The sequence below is a fragment of the Photorhabdus sp. HUG-39 genome (assembly GCF_963878365.1).
GTDB lineage: Bacteria > Pseudomonadota > Gammaproteobacteria > Enterobacterales > Enterobacteriaceae > Photorhabdus > Photorhabdus kayaii.
The window spans coordinates 220,878-240,965 of sequence record NZ_CAWNWY010000001.1; the positions used below are offsets into that span (position 1 = coordinate 220,878).

General features: G+C 41.8%; 12 protein-coding genes. 3 read left to right on the top strand and 9 right to left on the bottom strand.

Annotation, left to right across the window (positions count from 1 at the left end; genetic code table 11):
• The first annotated feature begins 123 nt into the window (after positions 1–123).
• The 3 genes from lolB (at position 124) to prs (ending at position 2,633) form a co-directional block, all read left to right on the top strand.
• The gene (gene lolB / locus AAC155_RS01080) at positions 124–747 is read left to right on the top strand and encodes a lipoprotein insertase outer membrane protein LolB (RefSeq protein WP_113040680.1); all 624 of its coding nucleotides are present in this window, start codon (positions 124–126) and stop codon (positions 745–747) included.
• Positions 747–1,622, top strand: a complete 876-nt coding sequence (ispE, locus tag AAC155_RS01085; protein ID WP_113040681.1) for a 4-(cytidine 5'-diphospho)-2-C-methyl-D-erythritol kinase — start codon at positions 747–749, stop codon at positions 1,620–1,622. Before lolB ends, ispE begins: the two co-directional genes overlap by 1 nt.
• A 63-nt stretch (positions 1,623–1,685) precedes the next feature.
• Positions 1,686–2,633 (top strand): ribose-phosphate diphosphokinase, encoded by a 948-nt coding sequence (gene prs, locus AAC155_RS01090; RefSeq protein WP_146747441.1) that lies wholly within the window; start codon positions 1,686–1,688, stop codon positions 2,631–2,633.
• Positions 2,634–2,738: 105 nt separating this feature from the next.
• Here prs and ychH read toward each other — a convergent pair whose 3' ends face one another.
• The 9 genes from ychH to AAC155_RS01135 all read right to left on the bottom strand — a co-directional run bounded on the left by ychH (position 2,739) and on the right by AAC155_RS01135 (position 19,885).
• Positions 2,739–3,014, bottom strand: a complete 276-nt coding sequence (gene ychH / locus AAC155_RS01095) for a stress-induced protein YchH (RefSeq protein ID WP_011146320.1) — start codon at positions 3,012–3,014, stop codon at positions 2,739–2,741.
• A 463-nt stretch (positions 3,015–3,477) separates the two neighbouring features.
• Positions 3,478–4,446, bottom strand: a complete 969-nt coding sequence (locus tag AAC155_RS01100) for an Ig-like domain-containing protein (RefSeq protein WP_113040682.1) — start codon at positions 4,444–4,446, stop codon at positions 3,478–3,480.
• A gap of 78 nt (positions 4,447–4,524) precedes the next feature.
• Complete coding sequence (locus AAC155_RS01105; protein ID WP_113040683.1) at positions 4,525–5,850, bottom strand: hypothetical protein; 1,326 nt, start codon at positions 5,848–5,850, stop codon at positions 4,525–4,527.
• Positions 5,847–6,533: a hypothetical protein gene (locus AAC155_RS01110; protein ID WP_113040684.1), complete on the bottom strand. Its 687-nt coding sequence runs from the start codon at positions 6,531–6,533 to the stop codon at positions 5,847–5,849. The genes AAC155_RS01105 and AAC155_RS01110 overlap by 4 nt, the downstream gene beginning before the upstream one ends.
• A gap of 143 nt (positions 6,534–6,676) precedes the next feature.
• Positions 6,677–8,179, bottom strand: coding sequence for a hypothetical protein (locus AAC155_RS01115; RefSeq protein ID WP_113040685.1), 1,503 nt, complete (start codon positions 8,177–8,179; stop codon positions 6,677–6,679).
• A gap of 404 nt (positions 8,180–8,583) precedes the next feature.
• Positions 8,584–10,086, bottom strand: a complete 1,503-nt coding sequence (locus AAC155_RS01120) for a hypothetical protein (RefSeq protein WP_113040686.1) — start codon at positions 10,084–10,086, stop codon at positions 8,584–8,586.
• Between the two features lie 426 nt (positions 10,087–10,512).
• Positions 10,513–12,018, bottom strand: coding sequence for a hypothetical protein (locus tag AAC155_RS01125; protein WP_113040687.1), 1,506 nt, complete (start codon positions 12,016–12,018; stop codon positions 10,513–10,515).
• Positions 12,019–12,770: 752 nt separating this feature from the next.
• Positions 12,771–15,227, bottom strand: a complete 2,457-nt coding sequence (locus AAC155_RS01130) for an Ig-like domain-containing protein (protein WP_240002802.1) — start codon at positions 15,225–15,227, stop codon at positions 12,771–12,773.
• Between the two features lie 23 nt (positions 15,228–15,250).
• A complete protein-coding gene (locus tag AAC155_RS01135) occupies positions 15,251–19,885 on the bottom strand; it encodes an inverse autotransporter beta domain-containing protein (RefSeq protein ID WP_445260686.1) in 4,635 nt (1,544 codons plus the stop codon).
• Between the last annotated feature and the right edge of the window lie 203 nt (positions 19,886–20,088).

Consider the following 20,088-nt stretch of genomic DNA (forward strand, 5'->3'; position numbering starts at 1 on the left):
AGACAATCAGCAGTGTCTGATATCATTATTCAGAACATTTTTTTGAAATTTAACTGGATTAATAGTTCATTCTTCATTATTAAGTGATGTAAAAGTTTTCACGTTATTAAACAGGGATTACCGATGAAGCCAATACAAAAATTATCACTATTCCGCCTATTGCCACTCTCTTGTGTACTGTTGACCGCCTGTACATTAACGCAACCTGGCGGAACAGGTTCGGCGGATTCTCCCCAATGGCGAACACATACCCAGCAGCTACAGCAATTAAATCAATATCAAACACGTGGATCTTTTGCCTATCTGTCTAATGAGAAAAAAGTTTATGCCCGCTTTTTCTGGCAACAATATCATCCTGAACGCTACCGTTTATTACTGACTAACCCACTGGGCAGCACTGAATTAGAGCTGATCGTTCAGCCAAACATGACGCAATTAACCGATAGCCAAGGTAAAAAATATTTTAGTGATAATCCCGAAGAGATAATTTATCAGTTCACCAATATGGATATTCCATTAGATAATCTGCGGCATTGGATAACGGGTCTCCCCGGTGATGCCAAAAACTTTAAACTGGATGCTAGCTATCTATTGAAAACCGTCAATTATCAGCAAAATGGCGCGATATGGCAGGTTAACTATCAATCCTACGATACCTCAACAACCCCCGCCCTTCCCAACCGTCTGGAACTGATTCAGGGTGATCGCCGCATTAAACTGAAAATGGATAACTGGACCACAAAATAATGACATTAACTTGGCCCTCACCGGCAAAACTTAACCTATTTCTCTATATCACCGGTCGTCGAGCTGACGGTTACCACCAGTTGCAAACGCTATTTCAATTTCTTAATTATGGTGATGAAATTACGGTTACCCCTCGTCAGGATAATGAAATCCGTTTACTGACCCCCGTAGAAGGGGTGGAACACGATAACAACCTGATTGTTCGCGCAGCACGTCTTTTACAATCCTACAGCGACAAGCACCATGCGGGTATTGCTCATAAAGGTGCTGATATTCAGATCAACAAACGTCTGCCAATGGGCGGTGGGTTAGGCGGAGGTTCATCCAATGCCGCTACCGTACTCATTGCCCTGAATTATCACTGGCAAACCGGTTTCACAGACGAAACACTGGCAGCCCTCGGCGTGAGTCTTGGTGCTGATGTGCCCATCTTTGTCAAAGGACATGCCGCATTCGCAGAAGGTATTGGTGAAATCCTGCACATAGCAGAGCCGGAAGAAAAGTGGTATCTGGTTGCGCATCCTGGTATTGAAATCTCAACTCTGCGTGTCTTCACAGATCCAGAATTAAAACGTGATACACCAATTCGCTCTCTGGCCGCATTATTAAAGGCTCCGTACGTAAATGATTGTGAATCTCTTGTAAGAAAACGTTTCCGTAAGGTTGAACAGCTTCTTTCATGGCTGCTAGAATACGCGCCGTCACGCCTGACCGGAACCGGTGCATGTGTATTCGGTGAGTTTGAATCAGAAGCATCGGCCCGTAAGGTGTTAAATCAAGCCCCTGAGTGGTTGCAGGGTTTTGTTGCGCGTGGCGTTAACAATTCACCTTTGCACAGTTTCCGCTCGGGGATACCCGTGTTATTGAACCAATGAATAAATATGTTATTTAACATTGGTCAACAATATCTCTCTGGACGCAAGCCTGAGGTCTTTCTCGTGCCCGATATGAAGCTTTTTGCTGGTAACGCTATCCCGGAACTAGCACAACGTGTTGCCAACCGCCTGTACACTAATCTTGGAGATGCTGCTGTCGGCCGTTTCAGCGACGGTGAAGTCAGCGTACAAGTTAACGAAAATGTGCGCGGTGGTGATATTTTCATCATCCAGTCCACTTGTGCACCGACTAACGACAACCTGATGGAATTAGTCGTTATGGTTGATGCACTGCGTCGTGCTTCCGCAGGACGTATTACCGCAGTAATCCCTTATTTCGGTTATGCCCGTCAGGACCGTCGAGTCCGTTCCGCCCGTGTGCCAATTACCGCCAAAGTTGTTGCAGACTTCCTGTCCAGTGTCGGTGTAGACCGCGTACTGACTGTTGATCTGCATGCTGAACAGATCCAAGGTTTCTTTGATGTTCCGGTTGATAACGTATTTGGCAGTCCAATTCTGCTGGAAGATATGCTACAGAAAGAGTTAGAAAACCCTATCGTTGTTTCCCCGGATATTGGCGGGGTTGTCCGCGCACGTGCTATTGCTAAGCTGCTGAATGATACGGATATGGCAATCATCGATAAACGCCGCCCACGCGCTAACGTTTCTCAAGTGATGCATATTATCGGTGATGTCTCTGGCCGCGACTGCGTGCTAGTCGATGACATGATCGATACCGGTGGCACCTTATGCAAAGCGGCTGAAGCATTAAAAGAACGCGGAGCAAAACGTGTCTTTGCCTATGCTACTCACCCGATTTTCTCCGGCAATGCGGTGGACAACATTAAAAACTCGGTGATTGATGAAGTGGTTGTCTGTGACACCATCCCATTGTCTGCTGAGATCAAAGCACTCAATAAAGTTCGTACTCTCACTTTGTCCGGTATGTTAGCTGAAGCGATCCGGCGTATCAGTAATGAAGAATCAATTTCTGCGATGTTTGAGCACTAATAAATAAGTTGTACTCATATATCGCTATTTAAGAAAAAACCCGTTGTACAAGAGCTTCAACGGGTTTTCTGCTTACTCTGGAAGAATAATACTTCTCCATTTTTGTTATGGATACCGATGACTACCACGACGATAACGCTCATCATAGTTTCTTAGCCACCAATAACGATCTGCCACACCTTCCCGGCCTCCCACACCGGCACCAGCTAACCAAACAAGCGCACCAATAAAAACGCCCAATAGCGCTGCTTCAGATAAAAACTCAGGCCAGCCAAAACCGAAGATGTGGGGCAGTAATGTATAAACCAGGCTACTCACTATGGTGAACATACCGACACCCATCAATACATTACCGACTATGAAGGCACTTTGACGTTTCATATGTTACCTCCAACACTCTTCGTTAATACACACTTTCCGTTAATACACACTCTCCGTGAACACTAAGAACCGAAAATTTAACAGCTAACGTTAATTGACTCTATATAACTTTATAGCCTATTTATAGTATAGCCCTATTTCATAAAAGGTCATTGCGGACACGATCACAACTAAAGGAGATTTAATAACAATTCCCTCATCATTGTGAGAAATAACATGAAGAAATAATGAATTACATAGCCTGAACTTCGCTTAAAGAGAAGTTCAGGTTTTTAACTAAATATTGATGTATAACAATGATAGTTGTGAAATTCCACCCAGGTTATATATTCTTAATCAATGATTCCTACCGGGATAATAAAAATCATCTTATTTTCACACTGCATGATAACGGCTAAAAACAGGGGATTTGTCTAATTTTTCAATGAGTAACCATCAATCAGCATCCCCAAATATCCAACGCCTAATATAGCCCTGGGGTTAATTCTATCCACGCTTGAGAATATACCCGCCCATCAATACAACTTATATACACCGATGCAGATTCATTCATGGGATGTACATGATTATGAGGCGAATACCCACGAGTATAAGAAGAAGAAACTCTAAAGCTAAAATAGCCATTTTTATCGGTAGTCATATGTTTGTCTTGATCACTCAATGACAGATAAGATCCCATAGATACTCCTATGGTTACATTAGGTTCACCTACGCCATTCTTATATAAATATCCAGCTATAATACCGCTTGAAAATGAATACAGCACAGCCGGAAATTTTATAATCTTTAACTGATATGGATTATACGTGAAACACATAGCTATAGCTTTTTCAATAGCTCCCGCTTGTGCCATTAGCATCACTTCACCAGCACTACTAGATTGTATTGACGCCGTTATCTTACCATCTTTATCTGTCATCCCCGACGACGGAACTACTGTTGCCCCACTATCTGCATAGAAGGTTATTTCTTGGTTTTTAATTCCATTACCCAACCGATCATACACCGTTGCAACTACCTTATTCTCATCGGGACTATTAATCCATGCATTATTTTTTTCTAAGTCAAGATTAAGCACTGCCACCGATTGAGGAGCAACAGTAAACTCGACCTGGAGAGGAGGGGCTTCTATTTGAGTATCATCTTCCAAGCAAGCATACACATTCCCTTGACACGGAGTTGAATCAGTAGAGATTATTTCAACTGATACCTTACCCAGTACTCCTGTACCTTTTATAATTTTACGATCATTATTCTCTTTAAATACCATAGATTGATTATCTAACGTGAAAATTATATTCACCCCATGCAATAAATAACCATCCTGGATTGCGCTTACACCGATATCTATCGGTTTATCCGCAGTTTCCGTTTTTTCACTTGATAGCCAATTTAATGTTTTAGCCTCTTTTGGTGCTTGACCGTCATTCATTTTATTCTCCTAATTTATCACTATCATGTATATATCCGTCATCTTTCAAGTTGCCTCTTTGTTGGCTGCACTCGCTCACTAAACAAAAGGAAAGTGTTTAAAATTAATAGAAAATTGAATCGACTTATCAGTATCGGGTAAACTTATTATCACATTATTTTTTTCTGCTTTGGTATTAGTTATATGGAAAGTTGTACAACCATCTTTACTAATCGCAACCTGCAACTCTCTTTCATTATCACCATAACCTGAAATTATCGCGGAGCCATCAGTACGAACAAGTAATCTTTTACCGGAATAGACAGTACGGTCCACAATCACATAACCACTACACACACTCACGCCATCAGCAGGGACTTCAGAGGTAAATGCATAAGCACTGATAATATTTCCTCCATCTCTCCACTCACTAAATACTGCCTGACTTACACCCGGTGTTATAGAACCATCCTCCGCCGAAACAGTACAACGAAAACTACCCGCTACCTCAGATTGCAAATGGAAATAAGCCAGCCCGAAACTATTGGGGGCAAATTGATATTTTGCACCACCCCCTTCAACAATACTTCCTGATTCAACACTGGCCGATAATCTCTTTCCTGGCGGCCCATAAACCACAGCTAAATTTTTCGGGTTTATTCTGGGATATTCATTAGATACCATCGGCGCACCTTCACTAATTGATATCATGGCAGATGACATATCCGTTAGCGACAATATCACTGAACCTGGAGCAGAACTATTATTACCAACCTCATAATACCCTGTTCCCACGCCCTCTTGCCCCAAACAAAGCACGTTTTCCGCCGGCACCACTAAAGAAACATAACCCTGCTTAACATCCTCATCACTGACTGTTATTGGTTGTGCATCCCAGGCCGCCCTCGCAATCGGCTCATAGTCAAAATTATGCCCTTGCCAGTGGAATATGACACTATCGCCTTTCTGCATCTGCTGATAACTAATATGCACATTTAACCCACTATGTTGTACAAGAGATGAATAGTGAATCACGCCAGATGTTGAATCTGGATAAATGGATGGTAATAATTTTATCGATGGAGAATTAATAACTTTAATAACCGTCGGTTTAGAGAAGTTTTCATTCTCGAAATCATCAGCTGATGTATAAGTCACATTATAGCAACCATCCGGTATTTCAGAGAACGGAATAGTTACAGTAAAAAAATCAAGATTAATATTCTGAATATAATAGGGACGAGAAAATATTCCCCCAACATTTACTACGATCATATCCCCGATTTTCAGCCACTCATGATAAGGTACTTTAATAATTAAATCTTGGTTCTGTTGAACAGGAACATCAATCAAGCCATCGTGATCTGCTTGCGGCAACTCTGGAGACGATAAAGAAATAGGTGTATTGTCGTTATTGGTAATCATATTTCACCTCTCATTGGAATCGGTCTGAACGATAAAACAAAATTGACTCTATCCCCTGAATCTGAATCAGGCGCTGTTAGCCAAACATTAACTTTACCTACTGTGTTGCTAACCACATTCACTGTCGCACTACCATCCTCCTTTAATGGAATATCTGCCCAGTCTTTATTATAACCATCGATGAGGGCATTATTATTCACTTTTATACGGATTTGATTAATATCATCATTATTTTCACGATCAATAAAAAGATATATCGAGCAAGGCGTATTCCCATCTGCCGGAGCGCCCGTAGTATAATTATAAGCGGTAAATACTATAGCTTCATCAGACTGACGATAATTACCAAAAGTAAGCGGAAAAGACATTACTTTATTGATATCCTCTTGCGGGGCAATCACCACAAAAGCCGAAAATTCTTCGCTATTTTTAATATTTTTATGTTCAAACGGAGAACGAACATAAAAATGTCCTTTTCCAGTCTCATCTAGCGTCAATATGATCTGATCTAGATTAATGTTATCGTCTACAATGAAAGCGCCGATAGATGTCGTAGCATAGAATTTATGCCCAGGCAAACCATATAGAGTCACAATATTTTGAGGGTTAAGATTAGGGTAATCGGTTAAATCACTCATCGCCGCGTTTTCTGTGATAATCACACTTGATATGCCGTTATTCATATTGTCACCATTAACTCCATGATTCATTGGTTGAAAATAACCCACAATAAAAAATCGCTAGTTTACAAATAAGAAACATGTCCGGGGAAATGGAAAACGCTTACGCATTTTCCATAAACAAGTAAAAACTCAATCAGTTAAATTTATTGCCCAGGTGGAACCGTATCAATGCGTCCAAACCAAATCTTGGAGTTCTTTATATTTACACTATAAGTGATATAAACTAATCCTGGTCCATCATCATACGAGTCCACACCGGTAAAAGGTGCCTGACCAAGCAGAATAATAGCTTCTCCTGCCGCCACTTCTTCGGCAGTTACCGTATGAGGTTCAAGAGAATAAATTTTTGAAGATGGACTATGATTGACAATACCATTAACGTAAATACGTACATTGATAATACTATCCACATCTATTCCATTTTTTTTACCCACAGCAATACGCGCATCCAGCCCTCCCCCTAAAATTTTTACAAGATTGATCTTACCTCGCTGTTTAAGTTCGCTCTGATCTTTATGAGTAAAAATTCTAGCTGCCGCTAATGTACGCCTAATCTCTGGTGGTTGATTCGGTACTGACTTCGTTAAATAAAAATAGAGGGCTGTTGACATAGTAACGTTTCCAATGGCATCAACAGCATAATAATACAATTCATTATCACCAATATTTGGAATATTAGAATACGGAACTAAAATAAATGGCATATCAAACTGATTCATATTAGAAATCACAGCAGATTGACTTTGAGTTTCTTCACTATCTTCTCTAATCACTAAGAAAATTTGATCTTGTAGATTAGCACCTGTATAAAATGGGATAATCACATGAAAACCTGTACTGCTATTTCCTATCTGTGGTGTTAATTCATCACCAATCAATTCTTCAATATTTGGTGCAGGAAGATTTGGAACAATATCTTCTGTAATAAATAGAATATTTGATGAAGCATTTCTTAACAAATATGGCAGTTTTGTGAACATACGTACTGAATAGTTACCCTTAAATTTTTTAGGGAAAACTCTTAAAGCAACAGAACCTCTACTACTGGTATTAATATAATATTGATAATTACCATTTTCACTAATAAAAGGCAATATTTCTGTCGTAAGTTGATCTCTACCATCCTCAAAAATACGTACTGGCTTATCCGTTACCAGAGGAATCTGAAAATAGGGTAACGGATCACTTGTTTTACTCTGAGCATATATATTAACAAGGAGGCTGCCATTGAAAAATTTAGAAGGTTGTTCATCATCTTCTGCCGGAGAGAGGTCTTTTATCCACGAATCACCAATAATTATCGGTTCAAACGCGGCATATGAAAAACCATTTTTATCAATAGGATGGAACTCAATCTCCAATTTAGCATCGGGGTCCGTAACCTTATCCATTGAAAACATTATGGTGAAATCACTGGCACTAGAATGAGCAGTCACAACAAATTTCGCAGTACAGATATTTTTCTCAACATCTCTTGAAATACGAGGAATCTCATCAAAACTGATATTTTTTAAGTAATTATACACTATATCAGTCGTTTCCGTTACTTTATGAGTCTCATCACCTGAATAAGTCACAGTAATGACAACCGGGCACTCTTCTAAAACCGTTATCCCTGAAACGATATCTGCTGTAAGTGTCGACATATTAAACCTCATATTAAAGTTAAACACCAATAAGTAACAAACGTCTAATTTTCTTACCAAAATAATGCGCTTCTACAATGATGCTTACTACCTATTGCCTCCTTTCTACTTTTCACATAAATAAATTATTTACTTTAGCCGTTAATGTAATAACAATAAATCCATTACTCAGAACATAAGCTTTATATCCAGATAACCATATATAGCCACCATATTTTAGGATCAAGATTAGGATAATTGTTAAATCACTTTCCGCCGTGTTTGCCATTCCTCATACTGTCACCGTTAATTCCACAACTCATTGATTAAAAATAACAGGTAGATTCACATAATAAGTAAAATGACCCGAGAAATGGAAAATGCTCACGCATTTTCCAGCAAACAAAAAACTCAATCAGCTAAATTTACTGCCCAGGTGGAACAGTATCAATACGTCCATACCAAATCTTAGATTCCTTTTGGCCTACGCTGTAAGTGATATAAACTGAACCTGGCCCCCCGTCACTATACGAGTCCACACCAGTAAAAGGCACCTGACCAAGCGGAATAATAGTTTCTCCAGCCGCTGCTTCGTCGGCAGTTACCGTATGAAGCTTAAGAGAATAAAGTTGCGAAGACGGATTCTTATCTACAATACCATTAACGTAAACATTCACCTTGATAACACTATCTACATCTATTCCATTTTTTTTATCCATCACAATATGAGCATCCAACCCACCACCTAAAATACTTGCAAGATTGATACTGCCTTTTTGTCCAAGTTCTTCCCGATCTTTATGAGTGAAAATTCTGGGTGCCGCTAATGTACGCTCAATCTCTGGTGGTACATTCGGTACTGACCGCGTTAAATTAAAATAGAGGGCTGGTGACACAGTGATGTTTCCAGTTGCATCAACCACATAATAAGATAACCTATTATCGCCAATATTTGGAACACCGGCATACGGAACTAAAATAAATGGCATATCCAACTGATACGGCTCAGTGATTACAGCAGACTGGCTTTCTACTTGTCTATCATCTTCTTCAATTATTAAGAAAATCTGATCAAGTGGTTTAGCACCCTCATAAGATGGGATAATCACATGAAAACCTGTATTCCTATTTCCTATCGGTGGTGTTAATTTATCTCCAACCAACTCCTCAATTCCCAGAGCTGGAAGAGTTGGGTAAATATTCCGTGTAATCATCAAAATACCTGATGAAGCGTTTCTTAAAAAATATGGCAGTTTTGTGAGCATACTCACTGAATAGTTCCCTTTAGATTTCTTAGGGAAAACTTTTAAGGCAACAAAACCATCACTATTCGTATTAATATAATATTGATAATTATCTTTCCCGCTAATAAAAGGCAATATTTCTTCCGTCATTTTTCCTTGCTTAATCCCAAAAATACGCACTGGTTTATCCGTTACCAGAGGAATTTGAAAATAGGGTAACGCTTCTTTATTTTTACCCAGCGCATATATATTAACAAGGAAGTTGCCATTAAATTCAGAAGGTTGCGCATCATCTGCTGCCGGAGATAAATCTTTTATCAACGAATTGCCAATAATGATAGGTTCAAATGCTGAATACGAAAAATCATTTTCACCAATAGGATGAAACGTAATCTCTAATTTAGCATCGGGATCTGTATCCTTATCCATCGAAAATGTTACAGTAAAATCACTGGTACTGGAATGAGCAGTAACAACAAACTTTGCAGTGCAGGTATTTTTCTCGACATCCCTTGAAATACGGGGGGTCTCATCAAAACTGGCATCTTGTAGATCACTGTAAACTATGCCGGTTGTTTCTGTTACTTTATGAGTATCATCACCCAAATAAGTCACAGTCATGACAACCGGGCACTCTTCTAAAACCGTTATTCCTGAAACGATATCTGCTGTAAGTGTCGACATATTAAGCCTCATATTAAAGTTAAACACCAATCAGTAACAAACACTTAATTTTCTATCAAAATAATGCGTTTATACAACGATGCCTACTCTCTATTACCTCCTTCCTGTTTGTCACATAAATAAATTATTTACTTTAGCCGTTAATGTAATAACAATAAATATCTACTCGAAACATAAGCTTTATACCAAAATATACCCTATATAGTTACAATATATCTGGGGTTAAAATTACGGCAATTGTTAAATCATTTTTCGCCATATTGACCATTATTCATACTGTCACCATTAGCTCCATGATTCCTTGGTTGAAAATAAAATAACAACGATTAATAAAACATTATAGTATGTAATAAAGAAATCGCCAGTTCACAAATAAGAAATATGCTCGGAAAAATGGAAAATAAATAAAATCCCAATCAGTTAAATTTACTGTCCAGGTGGAACAGTATCAAGGTATCCAAACCAAATCTTAGATTCCTTTTGGCCTACACTGTAAGTGATATAAACTGAACCTAGCGTACCATCACGATATGAGTCTACATTAGTAAAAGGCCCTTGACCAAGCGGAATAATAGCTTCTCCTGCCGCCACTTCGTCGGTAGTTACCGTATGAGGTTCAACAGAATAAATTTTCGAAGATGGATTCTCATTTACAATACCATTAACGTAAATACGTACATTAATGACATTATTTACCTCTATTCCACTGTTTTTACCCACAGCAATATGAGCGTCCAATCCCCCTCCTAAAATACCATCAAGATTGATCTTAGCTGGCCACACAAATTCCAACTGCGTTCTATGATTAAAAATTATAGGTCTCGCTAATATACGCTTAATCTCTGGTGGTACATTTGGTACTGACCTCGTTAAATTAAAATAGAGGGAGGATGACATAGTTATGTTTCCCATTACATCAGCTACATAATAGTATAACTCATTATTGCCAATATTTGGAACACTAGCATATGGAACTAAAATAAATGGTATATCCAACTGATTCAGATCAGTAATTACAGCAGACGCACTTAGCGTTTCATCATTACCTTCTCTGATCATTAAGAAAACTCTATCTTTCGGTCTAACACCTTCATAGAACGGGATACTCACATGAAAACCCGTGCTACTATTTCCTATTGATGGCGTTAATCTATCACCGTCCAGTTCTTCTATATCTGGCATCACCAGCATTGGAGCAATGTCTTCTGTAATAAACAGAATATTTGATGAAGATTTTCTTGAAAAACCCTGCAATTCGGTGAACATATTAACTACATAGTTCCCCCCCTCCTCCTGACTGGGAAAAATCTTTAAGGCAACAAAACCTTTATTATCTGTATTAATATAGTATTTATTGTTATCTAGTTCTTGAATAAAAGGAAATATTTCTTTCGTAAGTTTCTTTCCATCATACCCAAAAATACGTACTAACTTATCCGTTACAAGGGGAATTTGAAAATAGGGTAACGGATCATTTGTTTTACTCAGCGCATATAGATTAATAAACAGGCTACCATTGAATGGTGAAGGTTTCTCATTATCCTCTGCCGGAGATAAGTCTTTTATCAACGAATCGCCAATAACTATAGGTTCAAATGCTGCATGTGAAAAACCATTTTCACCAATAGGATGAAACGCAATCTCCAATTTAGCATCGGGATCCGTAGCCTTATCCATTGAAAATGTTATGGTGAAATCACTGGCGCCAGAATTAGCAGTAACAACAAATTTCGCAGTGCAAGTATTTTTCTCAACATCTCTTGAAATACGAGGGATCTTATCAAAACTGGTATTTTCCGGGTTATCATACACTATGTCAGTCGAATCCGTTACTTTGTGAGTATCATCACCTGAATAAGTCACCGTGATAACAACTGGGCACTCCTCTAAAACCGTTACTCCTGAAACGATATCTGATTTAAGTATCGACATATTAAACCTCATATTAAAGTTAAACACCAATCAGTAACAAACACTTAATTTTCTATCAAAATAATGCGTTTATACAACGATGCTTACTCTCTATTACCTCCTTCCTGTTTGTCATATAAATAAACTATTTACTCTGGTCATTACTGTAATAGCAATGTATTCTTTATCCAAAAGGTATCATAAAATGGGATACAGTGTTTCCTCCGCATATTCAAAAAACTAAGTCAGAAACCATCAGCATATGAAAAAAACGCCTGACTAAGCTAATAACACTTACTCTAACCTCCACATCTTCCCTGATAAATGTATAAGGATCAATAGTAATAACTACTTAATCTAACTCCTCTCCCATAGTACGATTAACGTAAACACTTACACTAATAATATCATCTACATTGATTTCAATGAACAATTAAATAATTGATTTTCCCTCTCTGTCCAAGTTCTAAATGACCTTGGTGAGTAAAAACTCCAGCTACAGCTAATGTGCGAGAAACCTCTGTGATCGCTCATTAGGGACTGAATCGGTTAAAATAACGAGAAGATAGCATAGCTACATTTTCACTATAAGTAGCAGTAATGACAACTGAGCATTCTTCTAAAACCGTTATTCATGAAACGATATTTGCTGTAAGTATTGACAGATTAAACCTCATATTAAAATTAAACACCAATAAGTAACAAACGCCTAATCTTCTATCAAAATAACTTCCTGCTACAATGATGTTTACTACCTGTCTATTATTTCCTCCCTACTCCTCACATAAAACCACATAAGCCAGTAGCGATTTATCGCTCCTATTCAACATATGAGCCTTAATACTCTTATTATTTATCTGTAGTCCCCCCATTCTTATTCCGTTAGCACCTAACCCGTCAGTTGGATCATCTAATAAACCCTTTTGAATAAGATTTAAACCCAAATTATTAACCAGATAATCAATTGAACCACCAAGATCACTCTCTTTTATCCTATTTCCTCTTGTACAACGAGGTAAAGGTTGGCTCTTGTCAATATGACTATTCAGGTCAGGATAACCAATCCCCGGCCCTATCGGATCAGAATCAATAATTACAAAGTGGTCAATTTTCACATCGGGAATAACATATTTTAAATACCGGCCAGATTTTTGGTGTGTAAACGTCGCAGTTAATGTAACCATTCCTACTTTTTTAACTTGAAAATGCTCTCCATCCACATCAATTACGTTCCTATTACTTGAGTCATATACTCCAGTATAACCAGCTATATCTGATTTTCCGGGCAAATACTCAGGTTTAAATGTCATTTTTGGCCAAGCAAAATTCATTCTTTCTTTTGGAACCGAAGGCCCTAAATCTTGTTTCGCTTCACGTTCATAATGATAATCCAATATAAAGAAGCCAGTAACATCCTGCTCATTAGCCTTAATTTCCACCGTTTTATTCTTAGAGCCAACAGATGAATCATTCACTTTGGCTGTTACCATAACAGCAACAAACCCGCCGCTTTTGCTATATACCCGATATTGCGCTTTCCCATCAGCATCTGTTTTACCATCACCCACTACCTGAGTTACCAAGTTTTTATCAGTAATGGTGACTCCCTTACTATTTACTGCACTCCAGGCCACCGTAATACCGCTTTTCGCCTGCCCGGAAAAATCTTTTACTGTGGCAGTGAAGGTATAAATATGCCCCTCGCCTTCTCCTTCTGTTACGTGATCTGGGCTAACAGTAAGAGAAGCAAGCTCATTAGGGCTGATAAAACTGACTTTTTTATCCGCATTCATTGGCGTCTGCTGAGTAGCCGTTTTTGCCGATACTTGTACATCAATCGCTACCACTGTGCTGCTTAACGTCGCGGTCACCTGTCCCTGCGCGTTACTCACCGAGTTGTTCTGTTTCGTCAGGGTTAACCCGTCAACCGTTGGCTCTGTCTGCCAGTCGATATCAATCGGTTTATCCACCACCGGCTTGCCATATGCATCTTCCACTGTCGCCGTGAAGGTGTAAGTATCAGTGCCTCCGTTGTAGAGTGGACCCTCTTTGTCCACCGTTACATGGGTAACATGATAGCTAGTGCTCAGCTCCTCAAAGCTCACCGGGCTATCGGCCTTAACCCACGACGGGTTCGCCGCCGCCTTCGCCGATACCTGCACATCAGATACCTTCGCCGTGCTGGTTAAGGTCGCGGTCACCTGTCCCTGCGCGTTACTCACTGAGTTGTTCTGCTTCGTCAGTTTTAACCCGTCAGCCTTTGGATCTGTCTGCCAGTCAATATCGATTGATTTATCCACTACCGGCTTGCCATGCCCATCCACCACCGTCGCCGTGAAGGTATAACTGTCAGCGCCGTTGTTGTAGCGTACTTTGTCTTTATCCACTTCCACCGTCACGCTGGCGACATGGTAGCTGCTGCTCAGCTCCTCAAAGCTGACCTTTCGATCAGCATCGACCCACGACGGGTTCGCCGCCGCCTTCGCCGATACCTGCACATCAGATACCTTCGCCGTGCTGGTTAAGGTCGCGGTCACCTGTCCCTGCGCGTTACTCACTGAGTTGTTCTGCTTCGTCAGTTTTAACCCGTCAGCCTTTGGATCTGTCTGCCAGTCAATATCGATTGATTTATCCACTACCGGCTTGCCATGCCCATCCACCACCGTCGCCGTGAAGGTATAACTGTCAGCGCCGTTGTTGTAGCGTACTTTGTCTTTATCCACTTCCACCGTCACGCCGGTGACTTGATAACTGAGGCTCAGCTCCTCAAAGCTGACCTTTCGATCAGCATCGACCCACGACGGGTTCGCCGCCGCTTTCGCCGATACCTGCACATCCTTCACCGCCGCCGTGCTGGTTAAGGTCGCCGTCACCTGTCCCTGCGCGTTACTCACCGAGTTGCTCTGTTTCGTCAGTTTTAACCCGTCAACCGTTGGCTCTGTCTGCCAGTCAATGTCGATTGGTTTATCCGCTACCGGCTTGCCATGCCCATCCACCACCGTCGCCGTGAAGGTATAACTGTCAGCGCCGTTGTTGTAGCGTACTTTGTCTTTATCCACTTCCACCGTCACGCCAGTGACTTGATAACTGAGGCTCAGCTCCTCAAAGCTGACCTTTCGATCAGCATCGACCCACGACGGGTTCGCCGCCGCTTTCGCCGATACCTGCACATCCTTCACCGCCGCCGTGCTGGTTAAGGTCGCCGTCACCTGTCCCTGCGCGTTACTCACCGAGTTGCTCTGTTTCGTCAGGGTTAACCCCTCAACCTTTGGATCTGTCTGCCAGTCAATGTCGATCGGNNNGTGACTTGATAACTGAGGCTCAGCTCCTCAAAGCTGACCTTTCGATCAGCATCGACCCACGACGGGTTCGCCGCCGCCTTCGCCGATACCTGCACATCAGATACCTTCGCCGTGCTGGTTAAGGTCGCCGTCACCTGCCCCTGCGCATTACTGACCGAATTGCTCTGTTTTGTCAGGGTTAACCCCTCAACCTTTGGATCTGTCTGCCAGTCAATGTCGATCGGGTGACCCACCACCAGATTGCCGTGCCCATCCTTCACCGTCGCCGTGAAGGTATAACTGTCACTACCGTTGTTGTAACGCTTCTTATCTTTATCCACTTCCACCGTCACGTTGGCGACATAATAGCTGGTGCTGAACTCCGTAAAACTGACTTTTCCGTTCGCGTTCACCGCCGTCTGCTGGCTGGCCGTTTTCGCCGATACCTGCACATCTTTCACTGCCACTGTGCTGGTTAAGGTCGCGGTGACCTGCCCCTGCGCATTACTCACCGAATTGCTTTGTTTCGTCAGGATTAACCCGTCAGCTTTTGCGTCGGTCTGCCAGTCAATGTCGATCGGTTGACCCACCACCAGATTGCCGTGCCCATCCTTCACCGTCGCCGTGAAGGTATAACTGTCGGTACCGTTGTTGTAGCGCTTCTTGTCTTTATCCACGTCCACCGTCACGCTGGCGACATAGTAGCTGGTGCTGAACTCCGCAAAACTGACTTTTCCGTTCGCGTTCACCGCCGTCTGCTGGCTGGCCGTTTTCGCCGATACCTGCACATCTTTCACCGCCGCCGTGCTGGTTAAGGTCGCGGTGACCTGCCCCTGCGCGTTACTCACCGGATTGCTCTGTTTCGTCAGTTTTAACCCGTCAACCTTTGGATCTGTCTGCCAGTCAATGTCGACCGGTTGACCCACCACCAGATTGCCGTGCCCGTCCTTCACCGTCGCCGTGAAGGTATAACTGTCACTGCCGTTGTTGTAGTGCGCCTTGTCTTTATCCGCATCCACCGTCACGCTGGCGACATAATAGCTGGCGCTGTACTCCGTAAAACTGACTTTTCCGTTCGCGTTCACCGCCGTCTGCTGGCTGGCCGTTTTCGCCGATACCTGCACATCCTTCACCGCCGCCGTGCTGGTTAAGGTCGCCGTCACCTGTCCCTGCGCGTTACTCACCGAGTTGTTCTGTTTCGTCAGTTTTAACCCGGCTGGCGTTTGGTCGGTCTGCCAGTCAATGTCGATCGGTTGACCCACCACCAGATTGCCGTGCCCATCCTTCACCGTCGCCGTGAAGGTATAACTGTCAGTGCCGTTGTTGTAGCGTACTTTGTCTTTATCCACATCCACCGTCACGCTGGTGACATAATAGCTGGTGCTGAACTCCGTAAAACTGACTTTTCCGTTCGCGTTCACCGCCGTCTGCTGGCTGGCCGTTTTCGCCGATACCTGCACATCCTTCACCGCCGCCGTGCTGGTTAAGGTCGCCGTCACCTGTCCCTGCGCGTTACTCACCGAGTTGTTCTGTTTCGTCAGTTTTAACCCGGCTGGCGTTTGGTCGGTCTGCCAGTCAATGTCGATCGGTTGACCCACCACCAGATTGCCGTGCCCATCCTTCACCGTCGCCGTGAAGGTATAACTGTCGGTACCGTTGTTGTAGCGCTTCTTGTCTTTATCCGCATCCACCGTCACGCTGGCGACATAATAGCTGGCGCTGTACTCCGTAAAACTGACTTTTCCGTTCGCGTTCACCGCCGTCTGCTGGCTGGCCGTTTTCGCCGATACCTGCACATCTTTCACCGCCGCCGTGCTGGTTAAGGTCGCGGTGACCTGCCCCTGCGCGTTACTCACCGGATTGCTCTGTTTCGTCAGTTTTAACCCGTCAGCTTTTGCGTCGGTCTGCCAGTCAATGTCGATCGCTTTATCCGCTACCGGCTTGCCATGCCCATCCACCACCGTCGCCGTGAAGGTATAACTGTCAGTGCCGTTGTTGTAGCGTACTTTGTCTTTATCCACATCCACCGTCACGCTGGTGACATAATAGCTGGTGCTGAACTCCGTAAAACTGACTTTTCCGTTCGCGTTCACCGCCGTCTGCTGGCTGGCCGTTTTCGCCGATACCTGCACATCTTTCACTGCCACTGTGCTGGTTAAGATCGCGGTAACCTGCCCCTGCGCGTTACTGACCGAATTGCTCTGTTTTGTCAGGGTTAACCCGTCAACCGCTGGGTCGGTCTGCCAGTCAATGTCGATCGGGTGACCCACCACCAGATTGCCGTGCCCATCCTTCACCGTCGCCGTGAAGGTATAACTGTCGGTACCGTTGTTGTAGCGCTTCTTGTCTTTATCCACGTCCACCGTCACGCTGGCGACATAGTAACTGGTGCTGAACTCCGCAAAACTGACTTTTCCGTTCGCGTTCACCGCCGTCTGCTGGCTGGCCGTTTTCGCCGATACCTGCACATCTTTCACTGCCACTGTACTGCTTAACGTCGCGGTCACCTGTCCCTGCGCGTTACTCACCGAATTGCTCTGCTTCGTCAGTTTTAACCCGTCAGCCTTTGAATCTGTCTGCCAGTCAATGTCGATCGCTTTATCCGCTACCGGCTTGCCATGCCCATCCACCACCGTCGCCGTGAAGGTATAAATATCAGTACCGTTGTTGTAGAGCGGCCCCTCTTTATCCACCGTCACGCCGGTGACTCGATAACTGCTGCTGGACTCTGTAAAACTGACTTTTTTATCCGTAGTAACACGTTCGCCATTAATACTGACACTGACTTGTATATCGGATAATGGCGTTGTACTTGTTAATGTTGCAGTCTGTTGTCCATTTTTATCTGTTGTCTCTGAATCAGGCTTTAATTTCAATCCAGGATCTTTTTTATCCGTATCCCAAATCAATTTTGCATTTTCTATCGGCGTTTTTTTGTCAGCGCCAAACAGAGTAGCTGTATAAACATATTTCGCATTTCCATCAGCAATTAAAGGATCGGTTGTGTTAACACTCAAAGAAATATTACGTTGTAATACATGAGCTTGTATTTGCACCCTTAGCTGATCATCTTTACTTGTACCTGTTATAGTATAGTCATTTTTTCCATCAGTCTGATATTCCGGTAACTGAATGGTATAACCATGAGTACTTTCTATATTTATAATCCCGCCATTCTTCTGGAATAACTCAGGCATATCCCAAATCATATTTTTGAATGGAGTATCAGATTGAATTTGTATTGGTTTAGCCTCACCACCATAACCACTAATTTCTAATACAGGAACCAGTAACCTAAAATGTTGCGGTTTTTTCAAATAATTCAAAATAATATTATTATTTCTTTCAACTAAGTCGTAACGACTCCCTGCCAAGCTTCGTAGTGAAGAAACATTTTCTGGTGAAAGTTGTTCTGATAACGGAACACCAAATCGGTAATTCACATTGAATGAAAATATACCATCACTTTTACCCTCTTTCCCTAATTTATAGTCAACTCCTGCTGTTATCAGTGGAATTGGCGTATAATTTACGCCAATAGTTGCCGCATAGGGATCTTTTTGTCTATTATTAGTTCCAAATAATGCAACATTATCACCAAAATATTGTTCATATTTTATTTTGGCACCGAGTGACGGCATCGAAGGTAAATACATGTCGGCAATAAGGTCATAACCATTGGCAGGGCGCTCATAATAATTGGTTAAATCACGGGAATTATGCCAATTACTCAGGCGAAAATATGCGTTAGCAGACATTTTTAGGTAGTTAGTCCATAGTTCACCACCCAGGCTGAATCGGCTATTATTGCCGGTTAAATCATTATCGTAAAAAGTGTTCGCCCCATACATCCAGTCATTTATAAATAAACGGCTTCCAACACCTAAATTCACGGTGTCACGGTTATCTTTATGACGATATCCATATTGACTGTAAACAAGCCAATGATCTTTATCATCATAAAAAGGAACGAGTAAGTCTACAGAACTTTCATCCAAGTGCCCATGATGATCAACTTTTAGATCAATTTTGGCTGTACCAAACTGGGATAACCATTTCTGAGTATTACTTGTTATCTGACTATTTAACTTGTTGACAATATAATCCTGGGCTAATTTTTTCGGATCTTTATTTAATAACCCAAGGAATTCGGGGCCACGAGAGAGAATTAAAGGAGGAGTATTTTGATTATCATCTTTATGACTATTTTCATATAACTGGGGTATTTTGGGTTTTTCACCACCATCGTTTTTTCCTACTATGCTTCTCTTTGATAAAAAATTACCACATCTCCTCGGCTCTGATCGCTTTTTCTCTTTATAAGTAACGTTTTCGTGCAATTTATTGCCAGCCTGCTCGGTTATCTGTTTTTTGCTATCAATATTATGCTCTATAACTGCTTTTGGGTATTCCTGACAATTTTCAATACCAATCAAAGACTTTACTGGCTCAGATAAAGCAGGATAACTTTTTAGTAGCATAATCGCTGCAAATAAAAAACAAACGATTAGCACACTCTTATTTATACTACGAAAAGTACGATTAATGTTCATCAGTAATACCATAAAGTCATTGCCGTTATATTCAGTTGTCACTACTGAGCACATTAAATTACTTTCTATGATTTTGTATAATGAAAATAAATTATCAGTCGATAACCATAAGTAATCACTTAGCAAAATAAAAGTCGTCGTAAATGCTTTCCTAATACAGCATTAAGTATTTATACCCGTCATCTTTTAAGCTGCCTCTTTGTTGGCTGCACTCGCTCACCCCGGTCACATCGTTATCTATGCTTCCGGGGATTCGT